The 15,641-nt window shown below is 39.5% G+C and carries 16 protein-coding genes; 14 read left to right on the forward strand and 2 right to left on the reverse strand.

The annotated features are described in order from the left end of the window. The first annotated feature begins 88 nt into the window (after window positions 1-88). The 11 genes from HMPREF2628_RS09785 to HMPREF2628_RS09835 all read left to right on the forward strand — a co-directional run bounded on the left by HMPREF2628_RS09785 (window position 89) and on the right by HMPREF2628_RS09835 (window position 9,061). On the forward strand, window positions 89-760 hold the full coding sequence (locus HMPREF2628_RS09785) for a GTP diphosphokinase (RefSeq protein ID WP_000171682.1): 672 nt from the start codon (window positions 89-91) through the stop codon (window positions 758-760). After that, window positions 744-1,562 carry an NAD kinase gene (locus tag HMPREF2628_RS09790; protein WP_000799056.1) on the forward strand — a complete coding sequence of 273 codons (819 nt, stop codon included), beginning with the start codon at window positions 744-746 and terminating at the stop codon, window positions 1,560-1,562. The genes HMPREF2628_RS09785 and HMPREF2628_RS09790 overlap by 17 nt, the downstream gene beginning before the upstream one ends. Beyond that, a complete protein-coding gene (locus HMPREF2628_RS09795) occupies window positions 1,559-2,455 on the forward strand; it encodes an RluA family pseudouridine synthase (RefSeq protein WP_070843044.1) in 897 nt (298 codons plus the stop codon). Before HMPREF2628_RS09790 ends, HMPREF2628_RS09795 begins: the two co-directional genes overlap by 4 nt. Before the next feature lie 43 nt (window positions 2,456-2,498). Further along, window positions 2,499-3,473: a phosphate acetyltransferase gene (pta, locus tag HMPREF2628_RS09800; protein ID WP_000451571.1), complete on the forward strand. Its 975-nt coding sequence runs from the start codon at window positions 2,499-2,501 to the stop codon at window positions 3,471-3,473. A gap of 82 nt (window positions 3,474-3,555) precedes the next feature. Continuing rightward, the gene (mutY, locus tag HMPREF2628_RS09805; protein ID WP_070843045.1) at window positions 3,556-4,731 is read left to right on the forward strand and encodes an A/G-specific adenine glycosylase; all 1,176 of its coding nucleotides are present in this window, start codon (window positions 3,556-3,558) and stop codon (window positions 4,729-4,731) included. A gap of 55 nt (window positions 4,732-4,786) precedes the next feature. Then, window positions 4,787-5,494, forward strand: a complete 708-nt coding sequence (yycF, locus tag HMPREF2628_RS09810) for a response regulator YycF (protein WP_000722078.1) — start codon at window positions 4,787-4,789, stop codon at window positions 5,492-5,494. Then, the gene (vicK, locus tag HMPREF2628_RS09815) at window positions 5,487-6,836 is read left to right on the forward strand and encodes a cell wall metabolism sensor histidine kinase VicK (protein WP_070843046.1); all 1,350 of its coding nucleotides are present in this window, start codon (window positions 5,487-5,489) and stop codon (window positions 6,834-6,836) included. Before yycF ends, vicK begins: the two co-directional genes overlap by 8 nt. A 1-nt stretch (window position 6,837) precedes the next feature. Next, window positions 6,838-7,647: an MBL fold metallo-hydrolase gene (locus HMPREF2628_RS09820; RefSeq protein WP_049552631.1), complete on the forward strand. Its 810-nt coding sequence runs from the start codon at window positions 6,838-6,840 to the stop codon at window positions 7,645-7,647. A gap of 90 nt (window positions 7,648-7,737) precedes the next feature. Further along, window positions 7,738-7,980: a type II toxin-antitoxin system RelB family antitoxin gene (relB, locus tag HMPREF2628_RS09825; protein ID WP_049521138.1), complete on the forward strand. Its 243-nt coding sequence runs from the start codon at window positions 7,738-7,740 to the stop codon at window positions 7,978-7,980. A gap of 1 nt (window position 7,981) precedes the next feature. After that, window positions 7,982-8,236, forward strand: coding sequence for a type II toxin-antitoxin system RelE family toxin (locus tag HMPREF2628_RS09830; protein WP_007284771.1), 255 nt, complete (start codon window positions 7,982-7,984; stop codon window positions 8,234-8,236). A gap of 45 nt (window positions 8,237-8,281) precedes the next feature. Continuing rightward, window positions 8,282-9,061, forward strand: coding sequence for a potassium channel family protein (locus tag HMPREF2628_RS09835; RefSeq protein ID WP_070843047.1), 780 nt, complete (start codon window positions 8,282-8,284; stop codon window positions 9,059-9,061). 31 nt (window positions 9,062-9,092) lie between these two features. Here HMPREF2628_RS09835 and HMPREF2628_RS09840 read toward each other — a convergent pair whose 3' ends face one another. Together HMPREF2628_RS09840 and HMPREF2628_RS09845 are read right to left on the reverse strand one after the other, a co-directional pair. Continuing rightward, on the reverse strand, window positions 9,093-9,440 hold the full coding sequence (locus tag HMPREF2628_RS09840) for a thioredoxin (RefSeq protein WP_023947468.1): 348 nt from the start codon (window positions 9,438-9,440) through the stop codon (window positions 9,093-9,095). A 111-nt stretch (window positions 9,441-9,551) separates the two neighbouring features. Continuing rightward, a complete protein-coding gene (locus tag HMPREF2628_RS09845; RefSeq protein WP_070843048.1) occupies window positions 9,552-11,270 on the reverse strand; it encodes a phospho-sugar mutase in 1,719 nt (572 codons plus the stop codon). 331 nt (window positions 11,271-11,601) lie between these two features. Between HMPREF2628_RS09845 and HMPREF2628_RS09850 the strand changes: the two genes are divergently transcribed. The 3 genes from HMPREF2628_RS09850 (at window position 11,602) to HMPREF2628_RS09860 (ending at window position 15,601) form a co-directional block, all read left to right on the forward strand. Next, on the forward strand, window positions 11,602-12,756 hold the full coding sequence (locus tag HMPREF2628_RS09850) for a DUF4352 domain-containing protein (protein ID WP_070843049.1): 1,155 nt from the start codon (window positions 11,602-11,604) through the stop codon (window positions 12,754-12,756). Between the two features lie 77 nt (window positions 12,757-12,833). After that, window positions 12,834-14,735, forward strand: coding sequence for an ABC transporter ATP-binding protein (locus tag HMPREF2628_RS09855; protein WP_070843050.1), 1,902 nt, complete (start codon window positions 12,834-12,836; stop codon window positions 14,733-14,735). A gap of 2 nt (window positions 14,736-14,737) precedes the next feature. Continuing rightward, entirely contained in the window at window positions 14,738-15,601 is an 864-nt protein-coding gene (locus tag HMPREF2628_RS09860; RefSeq protein WP_070843094.1) for an XRE/MutR family transcriptional regulator, read from the forward strand. Window positions 15,602-15,641: the final 40 nt, after the last annotated feature.

The following is a 15,641-nucleotide window of genomic DNA, read 5'->3' on the forward strand; positions in this document are numbered from 1 at the left end:
ATATAATAGCATTGTATTTATTGTATATGAATCTGGAGAAAAAATCAAAGATATTTTTGAAGGATAATATGAGAACAAGGGAGAATATATGACCTTAGAATGGGAAGAATTTCTAGATCCTTACATTCAAGCTGTTGGTGAGTTAAAAATTAAACTACGTGGTATTCGGAAGCAATATCGTAAGCAAAATAAGCATTCTCCTATTGAGTTTGTGACTGGTCGAGTCAAACCGATTGAGAGCATCAAGGAAAAAATGGCTCGGCGTGGCATTACTTATGCGACCTTAGAACACGATTTGCAAGATATTGCTGGTTTGCGTGTGATGGTTCAGTTTGTAGATGACGTTAAGGAAGTAGTGGAGATTTTGCGCAAACGTCAGGATATGCGGATCATACAGGAGCGAGACTATATTACTCATCGAAAAGCATCAGGCTACCGTTCCTATCACGTGGTAGTAGAATATACGGTTGATACCATCAATGGAGCCAAGACCATTTTGGCGGAAATTCAAATTCGTACCTTGGCCATGAATTTTTGGGCAACGATAGAACATTCTCTCAACTACAAGTACCAAGGGGATTTCCCAGAGGAAATTAAGAAGCGACTGGAAATTACTGCCAAAATTGCCCATCAGTTGGATGAAGAAATGGGTAAAATTCGAGATGATATTCAGGAAGCCCAGGCTCTTTTTGATCCTTTGAGTAGAAAATTAAATGACGGTGTAGGAAACAGTGACGATACAGATGAAGAATACAGGTAAACGAATTGACCTGATAGCTAATAGAAAACCGCAGAGTCAAAGGGTTTTGTATGAATTGCGAGATCGTTTGAAGAGAAATCAGTTTATACTCAATGATACCAATCCGGACATTGTCATCTCCATTGGTGGGGATGGTATGCTCTTGTCGGCCTTTCATAAGTATGAAAATCAACTTGATAAGGTCCGCTTTATCGGTGTTCATACTGGACATTTGGGCTTCTATACGGACTACCGTGATTTTGAGTTGGACAAGCTAGTGACTAATTTGCAGCTAGATACCGGAGCAAGAGTCTCTTACCCTGTTCTGAATGTGAAGGTCTTTCTTGAAAATGGTGAAGTGAAGATTTTTAGAGCACTAAATGAAGCCAGTATCCGCAGGTCTGATCGAACCATGGTGGCGGATGTTGTGATTAACGGCGTCCACTTTGAACGTTTTCGTGGAGATGGGCTAACAGTTTCGACACCGACTGGTAGCACAGCCTATAACAAGTCGCTTGGTGGAGCTGTTTTACACCCTACCATTGAAGCTCTTCAGTTGACGGAAATTGCCAGCCTTAACAATCGTGTTTATCGAACGCTGGGTTCGTCCATTATTGTTCCTAAGAAGGATAAGATTGAACTTATTCCAACAAGAAACGATTACCATACTATTTCGGTTGACAATAGCGTTTATTCCTTCCGCAATATTGAACGAATCGAGTATCAAATCGACCATCATAAGATTCACTTTGTCGCATCACCTAGCCATACCAGTTTCTGGAATCGTGTTAAGGACGCTTTTATCGGCGAGGTAGACGAATGAGGTTTGAATTTATCGCAGATGAGCATGTCAAAGTCAAGACCTTTTTGAAAAAGCACGAGGTTTCTAAGGGGTTGCTGGCCAAAATAAAGTTTCGAGGTGGAGCTATACTGGTCAATGACCAACCGCAAAATGCAACCTATCTATTGGATATTGGAGACCGAGTTATCATCGATATTCCTGCTGAGGAAGGCTTTGAAACCCTAGAAGCTATCGAGAGACCATTAGATATTCTCTATGAGGATGACCATTTTCTAGTCTTAAATAAACCCTATGGAGTGGCTTCTATTCCTAGTGTCAATCACTCTAATACCATTGCCAATTTTATCAAGGGTTACTACGTCAAGCAAGACTATGAAAATCAGCAGGTTCACATTGTAACCAGACTTGATAGGGACACTTCTGGCTTGATGCTCTTTGCCAAGCACGGCTATGCCCACGCACGATTAGACAAGCAGTTGCAGAAGAAGTCCATTGAAAAACGCTACTTTGCTTTGGTTAAAGGTGATGGATACTTGGAGTCAGAGGGGGAAATTATTGCTCCGATTGCGCGTGATGAAGATTCCATTATCACCAGACGGGTGGCTAAAGGTGGAAAGTATGCCCATACTTCTTACAAGATTGTAGCATCTTATGGGAATATTCACTTAGTTGATATTCGCCTGCATACTGGACGAACCCACCAAATCCGAGTCCATTTTTCTCATATTGGTTTTCCTTTGTTGGGAGATGACTTGTATGGTGGTAGTCTAGACGATGGAATTCAGCGCCAAGCCCTGCATTGCCATTACCTATCCTTTTATCATCCATTTTTAGAGCAAGACTTGCAGTTAGAAAGTCCCTTGCCGGATGATTTCAGTAACCTTATTACCCAGTTATCAACTAATACTCTATAAAAAATGATTCAGAGTATAATTATTATCTTAAAGGAGAAAACTCATGGAAGTTTTTGAAAGTCTCAAAGCCAACCTGGTTGGTAAAAATGCTCGTATCGTTCTCCCTGAAGGGGAAGAACCTCGTATTCTTCAAGCAACTAAACGCCTGGTAAAAGAAACAGAAGTGATTCCTGTTTTGCTTGGAAATCCTGAAAAAATTAAAATTTATCTTGAAATCGAAGGCATCGAGGATGGTTATGAAGTCATCGACCCTCAACACTACGATAAATTTGAAGAAATGGTTGCTGCCTTGGTAGAACGTCGTAAGGGTAAAATGTCTGAAGAAGATGCACGCAAGGTTTTGGTTGAAGATGTCAACTATTTTGGTGTTATGTTGGTTTACTTAGGATTGGTTGATGGAATGGTGTCAGGAGCGATTCACTCAACAGCTTCAACAGTTCGTCCAGCCCTTCAAATCATCAAAACTCGCCCAAATGTAACTCGTACTTCAGGTGCCTTCCTCATGGTTCGTGGTACGGAGCGGTACCTGTTTGGAGACTGTGCCATCAACATTAATCCAGACGCAGAAGCTTTGGCTGAAATTGCCATTAACTCAGCAATCACAGCTAAAATGTTTGGAATCGAGCCTAAAATTGCTATGCTAAGCTATTCTACTAAAGGTTCAGGATTTGGAGAAAGCGTTGATAAGGTTGTTGAAGCAACTAAAATTGCTCATGACTTGCGCCCTGACCTTGAAATCGATGGTGAGTTGCAATTTGATGCGGCATTTGTTCCAGAAACTGCAGCTCTGAAAGCTCCGGGAAGTACAGTAGCTGGTCAAGCAAACGTCTTCATCTTCCCAGGTATCGAGGCAGGAAATATTGGCTACAAGATGGCAGAACGTCTTGGTGGCTTTGCGGCAGTAGGTCCTGTTTTGCAAGGTTTGAACAAGCCAGTTAACGACCTTTCTCGTGGATGTAATGCTGATGATGTGTACAAGTTGACTCTTATCACAGCAGCTCAAGCAGTTCATCAATAATAATTCAACCTCTTTCCCTTGGGAAGAGGCTTTTTAATACTAGGAAAAGGACAGTTAGAGTCTTCTGTGTTATACTAGAGATATGTTAGATTTGAAAGAATACGGAATCGTCATGTGGCCGGATGAGAAGATTGTTTCTTTCCGTGAGAAACTTCTTACCTGGTATGATGAAAACAAAAGAGATTTACCCTGGCGTAGAAGTAAAAATCCTTATCATATCTGGGTGTCTGAAATTATGCTCCAGCAGACTAGGGTGGATACAGTTATCCCTTACTACGAACGATTCTTGGCCTGGTTTCCAACAGTTGAAAGTTTGGCAACTGCCCCTGAAGAGCGTTTGTTGAAGGCTTGGGAAGGTTTGGGCTATTATTCTCGAGTTCGTAATATGCAGGCTGCAGCCCAGCAGATTATGACTGACTTTGGTAGTCAATTTCCAAACACTTATGAAGGAATTTCCAGCTTGAAAGGGATTGGTCCTTACACAGCAGGAGCCATTTCCAGTATTGCTTTTAACTTGCCTGAGCCAGCTGTAGATGGTAATGTCATGCGTGTTTTGGCGCGTCTATTTGAAGTCAACCACGATATTGGGATTCCAAGTAATCGTAAAATTTTTCAGGCAATGATGGAAATCTTGATTGACCCAGAAAGGCCTGGTGACTTTAATCAAGCTTTGATGGACTTGGGATCAGATATTGAGGCGCCTGTAAATCCCAGACCAGAAGAAAGCCCAGTTAAGGACTTTAGTGCGGCATATCAGAATGGAAGCATGGACCGTTATCCAATTAAGGCTCCAAAGAAAAAGCCAATTCCCATTTATCTTAAAGCCTTAGTTGTGAAAAATTCTCAGGGACAATTTTTACTTGAAAAAAATGAAAGTGAAAAGCTCTTGGCAGGTTTTTGGCATTTCCCACTGGTAGAAGTAGATAACTTTTCACAAGAAGAGCAGTTTGACCTCTTTCACCAGGTTGCAGAAGAAAATGTGAACTTTGGTCCCAGTCCAGAAGAGAGTTTCCAGCAGGATTATGACTTAGATGTTGATTGGCTTGATATTTATTTTGACACTGTCAAGCATGTCTTTAGTCATCGCAAGTGGCATGTTCAAATTGTAGCAGGCCAGGTGACTGACTTTCATAACTTTTCAGATAGGGAAGTTCACTGGCTTTCACCAGAAGAGTTTAAGAATTACCCACTTGCCAAACCCCAACAAAAAATCTGGCAGGCTTATGCACAAGCCAACTTAGACAATAGCAAAGACTAGCTATTGTGTCTTCTTGTTATTTTTTTGATATAATAGTAGAGAAAAAGGTGAAAAAATGAAAAAAATATTAATTGTAGATGATGAAAAACCAATCTCGGATATTATCAAGTTTAATATGACCAAGGAAGGTTACGAGGTTGTAACTGCTTTTAATGGTCGTGAAGCGTTAGAGCAATATGAAGCAGAGCAGCCAGATATTATTATTTTGGATTTGATGCTTCCGGAAATTGATGGTTTAGAAGTTGCTAAGACTATTCGTAAGACCAGTAGTGTGCCTATTATCATGCTTTCAGCTAAGGATAGCGAATTTGATAAGGTTATCGGTTTAGAGCTTGGAGCGGATGACTATGTAACCAAACCCTTCTCAAATCGTGAGTTGCAGGCGCGTGTTAAAGCTCTTCTTCGTCGTACGGACTTGGTTTCTGTAGATAATCAAGAGTCAGATGAAAAGAAAACCCAACCCTTGCAAATTGGGGACTTGGAGATTGTACCAGATGCTTATGTAGCTAAAAAATACGGTGAAGAACTAGACTTAACCCACCGTGAATTTGAGCTCTTGTACCACTTGGCTTCTCATATCGGTCAAGTGATTACGCGTGAACACTTGCTTGAAACGGTCTGGGGTTATGATTATTTCGGAGATGTTCGGACTGTTGACGTAACTATCAGACGTTTGCGTGAGAAGATTGAAGATACACCAAGTCGTCCAGAGTATATCCTAACACGTCGCGGTGTTGGTTATTATATGAGAAATAATGATTGAATTTATTAGAAAAAATATTCTTACTAGTGATTTTATCTTCATTTTAATTTTATTGGGTTTTATCTTGATTGTTACCTTGCTTTTGCTAGAAAATCGGCGAGATAATATTCGGTTGAAGCAAATTAATCAAAAGGTGAAAGACCTGATTGCAGGAGACTATTCTCAGGTATTGGATATGCAGGGAAGCTCTGAAATCACTAATATTACCAATAATCTCAATGATTTATCAGAAGTAATCCGTTTGACTCAAGAAAATCTGGAACAAGAGAGTAAACGATTACATAGTATCCTCTCTTATATGACGGACGGAGTCCTTGCGACCAATCGTCGTGGCAAGATTACCATGATTAATGACATGGCTAAGAAACAGTTAGGTGTTCAGAAAGAAGATGTTCTAAACAAAAGTATCCTAGAATTGCTTGAGATTGAAGATGAGTATGAACTTCGTGATTTGATTACCCAAGTTCCTGAGCTTATGATTGATTCTCAGGATACCAATGGTGAATATCTGAGCCTTCGTGTACGTTTTGCCTTGGTTCGTCGAGAGTCTGGCTTTATCTCAGGTTTGGTTGCAGTTTTGCATGATACGACGGAGCAGGAGAAGGAAGAACGGGAACGGAGACTCTTTGTTTCCAACGTTAGTCATGAGCTACGAACGCCTCTGACTAGCGTAAAATCCTATCTTGAAGCCTTGGATGAGGGAGCCTTGTCAGAACCTGTCGCTCCAGACTTTATCAAGGTGTCTCTAGACGAGACCAACCGTATGATGCGAATGGTGACAGATCTTCTCCATCTTTCACGTATTGATAATGCAACCAGTCATCTAGATGTCGAACTGATTAACTTCACAGCCTTTATTACCTTTATTCTTAACCGTTTTGATAAGATGAGGGGATCAGATGAAGAGAAGAAATACGAATTGGTTAGAGATTATCCGATTACGTCTGTCTGGATTGAAATTGATACAGACAAAATGACACAAGTGATTGATAATATTCTTAACAATGCCATTAAGTATTCACCAGATGGTGGGAAAATCACAGTGACCATGAAGACAACTGATGATCAGATGATTTTATCTATCTCAGACCAAGGTTTGGGTATTCCTAAGCAGGATTTACCACGTATTTTTGACCGTTTTTATCGTGTGGATCGTGCCAGAAGTCGTGCTCAAGGTGGAACAGGATTGGGACTGTCTATTGCTAAAGAAATTATCAAACAACATAAGGGCTTTATTTGGGCTAAGAGTGAATACGGTAAGGGATCAACCTTCACTATTGTGCTCCCTTATGATAAGGATGCAGTGAAAGAAGAAGTATGGGAGGACGAAGTAGAAGACTAGAATGAGTGAAACAGGCTTTAAATACAGTATTTTAGCGTCGGGTTCCAGTGGAAATTCCTTTTATCTGGAAACCCCAAAAAAGAAGCTTTTAGTGGATGCAGGCTTGTCTGGTAAGAAAATTACCAGCCTACTTGCTGAAATTAACCGTAAACCCGAGGACCTGGATGCCATCTTGATTACACATGAGCATTCAGACCATATCCACGGAGTGGGAGTTTTGGCTCGCAAGTATGGTATGGATCTTTATGCCAATGAAAAGACCTGGCAAGCAATGGAAAATAGCAAGTATCTCGGCAAGGTGGATTCTTCGCAAAAGCATATCTTTGAAATGGGCAAAACCAAAACATTTGGAGATATTGATATTGAGAGTTTTGGAGTTAGCCATGATGCAGTTGCACCTCAGTTCTATCGCTTTATGAAGGATGATAAGAGTTTTGTCATGCTGACTGATACAGGTTATGTTAGTGACCGTATGGCAGGGATTGTCGAGAATGCAGATGGCTATCTTATCGAGTCCAACCATGATGTAGAGATTTTGCGAGCAGGTTCTTACGCTTGGCGACTCAAACAACGAATCCTATCGGATCTCGGTCACCTTTCTAACGAGGACGGTGCCGAAGCTATGATTCGTACCATGGGAAACCGCACTAAGAAAATCTACCTCGGGCATTTATCTAAGGAGAACAATATCAAGGAACTGGCTCATATGACCATGGTCAATCAGCTGGCGCAAGCTGATTTAGGTGTAGGAGTAGACTTTAAGGTTTATGATACCTCACCAGATACCGCAACACCATTAACAGATATATAGAAAGAACGCTAAGAAGGTGTTCTTTTTATATTGACTGAACACCTAAAAAGTAATACAATGGTGTTACCATTAAAAAAGAGAGTGCAAAAGATGACTACTATTACATTAAAAGTTTCTGAAGCTGATAAAACATTTATGAAAGCAATGGCTAAGTTTGAAGGAGTTTCCCTGTCGGAACTTATCCGCACCAAAACTCTTGAAGCTTTAGAAGATGAATACGATGCTCGTGTGGCAGATTTAGCCTATCAAGAGTATTTAGACGACTTGGAAAAAGGAGTTGAACCCATTACTTGGGAAGAAATGATTCATGATTTAGGCTTGGAGGATGAATAATTTGTATAAATTAGTTCCAACAAGACGTTTCATCAAGCAATTGAAAAAATTGGACCGTTATACGCAGAAGCTAATTACAAACTATTTACAAACCAATGTTTTGGAAGACCCAAGACGACACGGAAAGGCTTTGGTTGGTAATCGCGTTGGTCAATGGCGCTATAGAATTGGTAATTATCGAGTTATCGTACAAATTGTAGATGATGAATTAGTCATTGCTACTCTAGAAGTTGGTCATCGGAGAGATATTTATTGAATTAAAGCTGAGTAATAACAGTATAGAAAGTGAGGAGAGTAAAATTTGAAGAAAAAATGGTTTTTTGCAGATTATTATGATACAACAATTATTTTACTTGCTTTAATCTCTGTTATTTTGGTCTTGCTTGGATTTGCTGAGATGATTGATTTAGACAGTCCTCCATACAGTATTATTGACTTACTACTTTGGTTTGTGTTTGTGGTAGATTATGGTTGGCGGTTCTTTTTAAGTAAAGGGAAATGGCGATTCATAATTGAAAATATTTTTGATCTGCTAGCTATCCTTCCTTTAAATGCTATTTTTACAGTGTTTCGATTAGGCCGTATCTTTCGACTAGCAAGACTGACAAAATTATTGAAATTGACTCGTCTTTTAAGAATCGTTGGATTGACTGGCAAGCTGGAAAAGAAGGTAAGCAGACTCTTACGAACAAATGGCTTACTTTATATTCTTTATCTCAATTCCTTTATTGTATTGCTAGGGAGTTCGATTTTATCCGTTGTTGAAGAAAAATCTTTTTCAGAAAGTCTTTGGTGGGCTCTTGTAACTGTAACGACAGTGGGTTATGGGGATATTATTCCTACTTCAATTTTTGGTAAATGGTTAGCTGTCTTATTAATGCTTGTCGGTATTGGAACAATAGGAATGTTAACGAGTGCCTTGACGAACTTTTTTGTAAAAGATAATCCAGATGAACAGATAAAACTTGATAAACTCCAAGATGAATTGTCTAGTCAGAGAATACTACTTGAGAAGCAATCTGAGAAGATAGAAGAACTACATAGAATGATACAAGATTTGCTTGAAAAAACGCAATTTTGACCATTTAAAAACCACTCGATGAGTGGCTTTTTTACAATCCTGCGAAATCTTTGATTTCTTGAGCTGACATTGAAGAGTCGCAACGGACATTGATTTGTCCATCTGCAATGTGAACGAAGCCTGGTACAGTTGGAATTCCATAGCGTGAGCGGAATTCTTGTAACTCATTGAGTTGGCTTGGTTCTTCACTGTTGATGAAGTAGATGTGAGCTTTGGTTTCAGCTACGACACCTGCCAAGGTACCAGCAAATTTACGGCAGTAAGGGCAAGTTTTGCGACCGATAAAGAAGGTTGCAGTTTCTTTTTTATCAAGAGCTTCTTGTGCACGCGCAACTGTAGTGACTTCAAGGTCTTTGATGTTATCTAAAAATTGTTCCATGAGATTACCTCGCTTTCATTGATAAGTCTAGTATGCCATAAAGTTTCTAAAATTGCTTAGATTTGATACGAAAAAAAGATGAGATTGGTTTGTCTCATCTTTTATAGTGTTTTATTTTACAAAAGCATTGATTTCTGCTTCGATATTATCAATTTTAGCTTGTGATTCTTCGTTGGTTTCACCTACAACTGCAATGTAGAACTTGATTTTTGGTTCTGTCCCTGAAGGGCGAACGGCAATCCATGAACCGTCAGCAAGTGTGTATTTCAACACATCACTTGGAGGAGTTGTCAAGTTTGTAACAGTACCGTCAGCAGCAGTAGCTGTTTGAGCTTTGAAGTCTTCTACGACCGTAATAGCTGTTGCGTTCCATTCTTTTGGAGCATTGTTACGGAATTTAGCCATAATCGTTTTGATTTGTTCTGCACCATCGACACCTGAAAGGGTAACAGAGATAGTTTTTTCTGCGTAGTAGCCGTACTCTTTGTAGATTTCTTCGATGCCGTCAGCAAGAGTCAAACCACGTGAACGATAGTAAGCAGCAAGTTCAGCAACCACAAGAACAGCTTGGATAGCATCTTTATCACGTACGAATGGTTTTATCAAGTAACCGAAGCTTTCTTCAAATCCCATCATGTAAGTGTGATTGTGTTTTTCTTCGAATTCTTGGATTTTTTCAGCGATAAATTTGAAACCTGTCAAGACGTTGAACATAGTTGCGCCGTAACTTTCAGCAATCTTCGTTACCAAGTCAGTTGATACGATAGATTTGCAAAGAGCCGCGTTTTCTGGAAGAGTTCCAGCGTTTTTGTGGGCTTCCAAGATGTATTTAGCCATGATAGCACCGATTTGGTTACCTGAAAGGTTGAGGTAGCTACCATCTTTTTGAAGAACTTCAACACCAACACGGTCAGCATCAGGGTCAGTTGCCACAAGAACATCTGCACCAACTTGACGACCAAGTTCTTCAGCAAGGGCAAAGGCTGCTTGGCTTTCTGGGTTTGGAGATTTTACAGTTGAGAAGTCTGGGTCAGCAGTTGCTTGTGCTTCAACGACTTGAACAGAGTCAAATCCTGCTTGGGCAAGAGCACGACGAGCTAACATTTCACCAGTACCATGAAGTGGTGTGTAGACAATCTTCATGTCTTTACCAAATTCTTCAATCAAGGCTGGGTTGATGTTTACGTCTTTGACTTCTTTGAGGTATTCTACGTCAACAGCTTCGCCGATAACTTCAATCAAGCCAGAAGCTTTTTCAGTTTCCACATCAGCAACTTCAACTGCAAATGGGTTTTCGATTGTACGGATATAAGTAGTCAAAGCGTCCGCGTCGTGTGGAGGCATTTGTCCACCGTCTTCACCGTAAACTTTGTAACCGTTAAATGGAGCAGGGTTGTGGCTGGCTGTGACCATGATACCTGCGAAACAGTTGAGGTGACGAACTGCAAATGAGAGTTCCGGAGTTGGACGAAGGCTTTCAAATACGTAAGATTTGATGCCGTGTTTAGCAAGAACTGCCGCAGATTCAAAGGCAAACTCAGGTGAGAAGTGACGGCTATCGTAGGCAATTGCCACACCACGTTCTTTTTCATTTCCACCTTTTGACTCAATCAAACGAGCCAATCCTTCAGTAGCTTGGCGAACAACGTAGATGTTGATGCGGTTTGTACCAGCACCAATCAGGCCACGCATACCTGCAGTACCAAATTCAAGGTTTGTATAGAAGGCATCTTCCTTCGTTTTTTCATCCATATTTTCCAAATCTTGACGAAGGTAGTCAGGAAGCTCCGCAAAATCAACCCATTTCTGGTAATTTTCTTGGTAAGACATTGAAATTCTCCTTTTTGTAAATTGTTTTAACCGTTCACATTATAGCACTTTTTAGCGTTTTAGTAAAACGTTAGCATGAGAGTCACTACTTTAATAAATCATTTTCCTCACGATATCTATCAGATTTAGTTTTCTGGTTTTCTATTGTATAAGCATAGGAAATAGATTTTAAAAAAAACATTTAGTGATTAGTTAGGCATTTATAATTTGTTCCACCAATTTTAGAAAGAATTCTATAATTTTTAGATTTTTTTAAACATTCGGTTTTCTGTTTTGAATATTATTATACCTATGGTATAATATCAGTAATAATAAAAGGAGACATTCTATTATGAAAAAAATTCTTAAGCATTCTGCTTTATTGTTATCAGCTTTAGCACTTGTTGCTTGTGGAACTTCGAAAAAAGCCAGCGACAACGGTACTGCATCAAATTCTAACTTTGAAGTATCTGTTAAAGATGGAATGTTTGTATTGCCTAAGGATGAAAATTCATCTTCAAACTATCTTGCACTTCAAGTAGAAATCAAAAACAATCGTGACAAACAGTTCAGTTTCACTAGCCGCGATATCACTCTTTACAATGAAAAAGATGAAAAAGTAGAACCAATTCAAATGTATGATAGTGACAGTAAAACTAAATTCATGGATTATGGGGATAGTATTTCTAAAGGAAAAAGTGTAGCTGGCTATGTTGTCTATGAAGTTGATAAAAATGCTAAATATGAGCTTCATTTTGCACCTAGCTTCTATGAAGATATCAAAGAAAAATCTAATAAGAATAATGACGTAGCTATCAAAGTTGATCCAAGTAAGTACGAAGATCATATTGATGAAGCTAAAGAAGTAATGAAAAAGTATGTTGATGCGGTCTACCTTGATGGGGAAAGCTCAGGTGGTGGGAAAAAACTAAGCACTACTGACAATAAGGCTAAAGTTGTTCCCCTTGCAGATGATAAAAAATCATCTGATGGTGGAGCTGAATTCACTAATGATGTTAAGGCTGATAGGGAAGAATTCATTAAGAAATTTACAGAATCATTCGGAAAAAGTTTTTATAACTACAAACCTTCAGATTCAGAACTCCGCACCTTTGCTGAAGGATATATCAAAGCTAATGCTAAACGAGCAAAGGTAGAATACAAAGTAAAAACTTATTTGCCTGACTATGCAGTTATCTATGTAAGACCAGAAACAATTGACTTGGATAACTTAAATGTTTATGAACTAAGCCGTAAATTCTACGAAGAAAATAAAGGAAAATATGGTAACTATTCAGAAGCTATGAAAGCTGGTGAGAAGTATATTCTAGAAAATGCTCCAAGCCAATTTGAGTCTACTCCTCTAGATACTAGTGATAGTATGAGAAAAGAGGGGTATGAAATTAAAATGAGTAAAAAAGATGGGAAATGGACCATTGACACTTCTTCTAAGAACTATGATTTAAACGATATGGCTCGCACATTCCGTGGGGGGGTTGGTTATTAATATTAAAAGTTCGAGTTTTAAACTTGAACTTTTTTATTGCATTTGTATAAAATAGAAAAAGATAGTAAAATAGGTTTATGATTATTTTACAAGCTAATAAAATTGAACGTTCTTTTGCAGGAGAGGTTCTTTTTGATAATATCAACCTGCAGGTTGATGAACGAGACAGGATTGCCCTTGTTGGGAAAAATGGAGCAGGTAAGTCTACTCTTTTGAAGATTTTGGTTGGAGAAGAGGAGCCAACTAGTGGAGAAATCAATAAGAAAAAAGATATTTCTCTGTCTTACCTAGCCCAAGATAGCCGTTTTGAGTCTGAAAATACCATCTACGATGAGATGCTTCATGTCTTTGATGACTTGCGTCGTACGGAGAAACAACTTCGTCAGATGGAGCTAGAGATGGGAGAAAAGTCTGGTGAGGATTTGGATAAACTGATGTCAGATTACGACCGCTTATCTGAGAGTTTTCGCCAAGCAGGTGGCTTTACCTATGAAGCTGATATTCGAGCGATTTTAAATGGATTCAAGTTTGACGAGTCTATGTGGCAGATGAAAATAGCTGAACTTTCAGGTGGTCAAAATACTCGTCTGGCTCTTGCTAAAATGCTTCTTGAAAAGCCCAATCTCTTGGTATTGGACGAGCCAACCAACCACTTGGATATTGAAACCATAGCCTGGCTAGAGAATTACTTGGTAAACTATAGTGGTGCCCTCATTATTGTCAGCCACGACCGTTACTTCTTGGACAAGGTTGCGACGATTACGCTGGATTTGACCAAGCATTCCTTGGATCGCTATGTGGGCAATTACTCTCGTTTTGTCGAGTTGAAAGAGCAAAAACTAGCTACTGAGGCAAAAAATTATGAAAAGCAACAGAAGGAAATTGCTGCTCTAGAAGACTTTGTCAACCGCAATCTAGTCCGAGCTTCAACGACTAAACGTGCCCAATCCCGTCGTAAACAACTAGAAAAAATGGAACGTTTGGACAAGCCTGAAGCTGGCAAGAAAGCAGCCAATATGACCTTCCAGTCGGAAAAAAGCTCTGGTAATGTTGTCTTGACTGTTGAAAATGCGGCTATTGGCTATGACGGGGAAGTACTGTCAGAGCCTATCAACCTAGACCTTCGTAAAATGAATGCTGTTGCTATTGTTGGACCAAACGGCATTGGAAAGTCAACCTTTATCAAATCTATTGTGGAGCAGATTCCTTTTATCAAGGGTGAAAAGCGCTTTGGTGCCAATGTTGAGGTCGGTTACTATGACCAAACCCAAAGCAAGTTGACACCAAGTAATACTGTACTGGATGAACTCTGGAATGATTTTAAGCTGACGCCAGAAGTTGAAATTCGTAATCGTCTTGGTTCCTTCCTTTTCTCAGGAGATGATGTTAAAAAATCAGTCGGCATGTTGTCTGGGGGCGAGAAAGCTCGTTTGCTTTTGGCTAAATTGTCTATGGAAAACAACAACTTCTTGATTCTGGATGAGCCGACCAACCACTTGGATATTGATAGCAAGGAAGTGTTGGAAAATGCCCTGATTGACTTTGATGGAACTCTTCTATTCGTCAGCCATGACCGTTACTTTATCAATCGTGTGGCAACTCATGTTTTGGAATTGTCTGAGAATGGCTCGACTCTCTACCTTGGAGACTACGACTACTATGTTGAGAAGAAAGCAGAAGTAGAAATGACTCAGGCTTTGGAAGCTTCAACTAGCAATCAAGTAAAAGAAGCAAGTCCAGTCAATGACTACCAAGCCCAGAAAGAAAGTCAAAAAGAGGTTCGCAAACTCATGCGACAAATTGAAAATCTAGAAGCTGAAATAGAAGAGTTAGAAAGTCAAAGCCAAGCCATTTCTGAACAAATGTTGGGAACAAACGATGCAGGTAAACTCATGGAATTGCAGGCTGAGCTGGACAAAATCAGCCACCGTCAGGAAGAAGCCATGCTTGAATGGGAAGAATTATCAGAGCAGGTGTAAAGATGGAACATCTTGGAAAAGTATTTCGTGAATTTCGAACAAGTAGAAATTATTCTTTAAAGGAGGCGGCAGGGGAGTCCTGTTCAACCTCCCAGTTATCTCGATTTGAGCTTGGGGAGTCTGATATAGCAGTTTCACGTTTCTTTGAGATTTTGGATAACATTCATGTCACAATCGAAAATTTCATGGATAAGGCTAGGGATTTCCATTATCATGAACATGTTGCCATGATGGGACAAATTGTGCCCCTTTACTATTCAAATGATATTGCAGGTTTTCAAAAGCTTCAAAGAGAACAACTTGAAAAGGCTAAGAGTTCGACGAATCCCCTTTATTTTGAGCTGAACTGGATTTTGCTACAAGGTCTGATTTGTCAAAGAGATTCGAGTTATCATATGGAGCAGGATGATTTAGATAAGGTAGCAGATTATCTCTTTAAGACAGAAGAATGGACCATGTATGAGTTGATTCTTTTCGGGAACCTCTATATTTTCTACGATGTGGACTATGTCACTCGGATTGGTAGAGAAGTTATGGAGAGGGAGGGATTTTATCAAGAAATTGGTCGCCATAGAAAACTGGTCTTGATTTTAGCCCTTAATTGTTACCAGCATTGTTTAGAGCATCTTTCTTTCGAAAATGCAAGCTATTTTGAGACTTATACAGAGAAGATTATTGGTAAAGGGATCAAACTGTATGAGCGTAATATTTTCCATTATCTAAAAGGCTTTTCCTTGTACCAAAAAGGACAGTGTAAAGAAGGCTGTAAGCAGATGCAAGAGGCCTTGCGTATTTTTGACCTACTAGGTCTTCCAGAGCAAGTAGCCTACTATCAAGAACACTACGAAAAATTTGTCAAAGATTAATTTTCCCAAATAAGGGAAAAAATAAAAAGCTCCTTTCAGT

The organism is Streptococcus sp. HMSC063B03, assembly GCF_001836965.1.
In the GTDB taxonomy this organism is placed as follows: domain Bacteria; phylum Bacillota; class Bacilli; order Lactobacillales; family Streptococcaceae; genus Streptococcus; species Streptococcus pneumoniae_F.

Excerpts from the sequence above, each read along its gene's own strand:
- HMPREF2628_RS09845 (WP_070843048.1), bottom strand. The coding sequence starts at position 11,270 with ATGTCTTACCAAGAAAATTACCAGAAATGGGTTGATTTTGCGGAGCTT.
- HMPREF2628_RS09850 (WP_070843049.1), top strand. The coding sequence starts at position 11,602 with ATGAAAAAAATTCTTAAGCATTCTGCTTTATTGTTATCAGCTTTAGCA.
- HMPREF2628_RS09840 (WP_023947468.1), bottom strand. The coding sequence starts at position 9,440 with ATGGAACAATTTTTAGATAACATCAAAGACCTTGAAGTCACTACAGTT.
- relB (WP_049521138.1), top strand. The coding sequence starts at position 7,738 with ATGACTACTATTACATTAAAAGTTTCTGAAGCTGATAAAACATTTATG.
- yycF (WP_000722078.1), top strand. The coding sequence starts at position 4,787 with ATGAAAAAAATATTAATTGTAGATGATGAAAAACCAATCTCGGATATT.
- pta (WP_000451571.1), top strand. The coding sequence starts at position 2,499 with ATGGAAGTTTTTGAAAGTCTCAAAGCCAACCTGGTTGGTAAAAATGCT.
- vicK (WP_070843046.1), top strand. The coding sequence starts at position 5,487 with ATGATTGAATTTATTAGAAAAAATATTCTTACTAGTGATTTTATCTTC.
- HMPREF2628_RS09785 (WP_000171682.1), top strand. The coding sequence starts at position 89 with ATGACCTTAGAATGGGAAGAATTTCTAGATCCTTACATTCAAGCTGTT.
- HMPREF2628_RS09855 (WP_070843050.1), top strand. The coding sequence starts at position 12,834 with ATGATTATTTTACAAGCTAATAAAATTGAACGTTCTTTTGCAGGAGAG.
- HMPREF2628_RS09795 (WP_070843044.1), top strand. The coding sequence starts at position 1,559 with ATGAGGTTTGAATTTATCGCAGATGAGCATGTCAAAGTCAAGACCTTT.
- HMPREF2628_RS09790 (WP_000799056.1), top strand. The coding sequence starts at position 744 with ATGAAGAATACAGGTAAACGAATTGACCTGATAGCTAATAGAAAACCG.
- HMPREF2628_RS09860 (WP_070843094.1), top strand. The coding sequence starts at position 14,738 with ATGGAACATCTTGGAAAAGTATTTCGTGAATTTCGAACAAGTAGAAAT.
- HMPREF2628_RS09820 (WP_049552631.1), top strand. The coding sequence starts at position 6,838 with ATGAGTGAAACAGGCTTTAAATACAGTATTTTAGCGTCGGGTTCCAGT.
- mutY (WP_070843045.1), top strand. The coding sequence starts at position 3,556 with ATGTTAGATTTGAAAGAATACGGAATCGTCATGTGGCCGGATGAGAAG.